At 60.9% G+C, this 414-nt stretch carries 1 protein-coding gene; it reads right to left on the bottom strand.

Annotation, left to right across the window (positions count from 1 at the left end; genetic code table 11):
• The coding region (gene mscL, locus KBI52_RS00690) for a large conductance mechanosensitive channel protein MscL (protein ID WP_210804770.1) at positions 1-341 on the bottom strand (341 nt) is incomplete at its 3' end.
• Positions 342-414 lie beyond the last annotated feature (73 nt).

Raw genomic sequence — 414 nt, forward strand, 5'->3', positions numbered from 1 at the left:
GCATCCTCCTTCCGCATCATCCTGTTCATGGCGCGGATGACAAGGAACAGGACCCAGGCGACGATGAGGAAGTTCAGGGCGACCGTGATGAACTGTCCGTAACCGAGGACAGCTCCCTGCTTCTTGGCGTCGGCGTAGGAGGCCCCCTCCTGGACAGCCGAGGACAGCGGCAGATAGTAGTTCGAGAAATCCAGCCCGCCCGTGACCGCGCCGATGATCGGCATGATGATGTCCTGCACCAGCGAGGTCACGATGGCCCCGAACGCCACGCCGATGATCACGCCGACCGCGAGGTCGACCACGTTCCCTCGTAGGGCGAACTTCTTGAACTCCTCAAGCATGAGGCTGTCTCCATCCAGTTTGATCGGCGATTGGCTTCGGAATTTCGACCGCCGCAGATGGCGAACTTGCTCC

The organism is Microvirga sp. HBU67558 (assembly GCF_018069605.1).
GTDB lineage: Bacteria > Pseudomonadota > Alphaproteobacteria > Rhizobiales > Beijerinckiaceae > Microvirga > Microvirga terrae.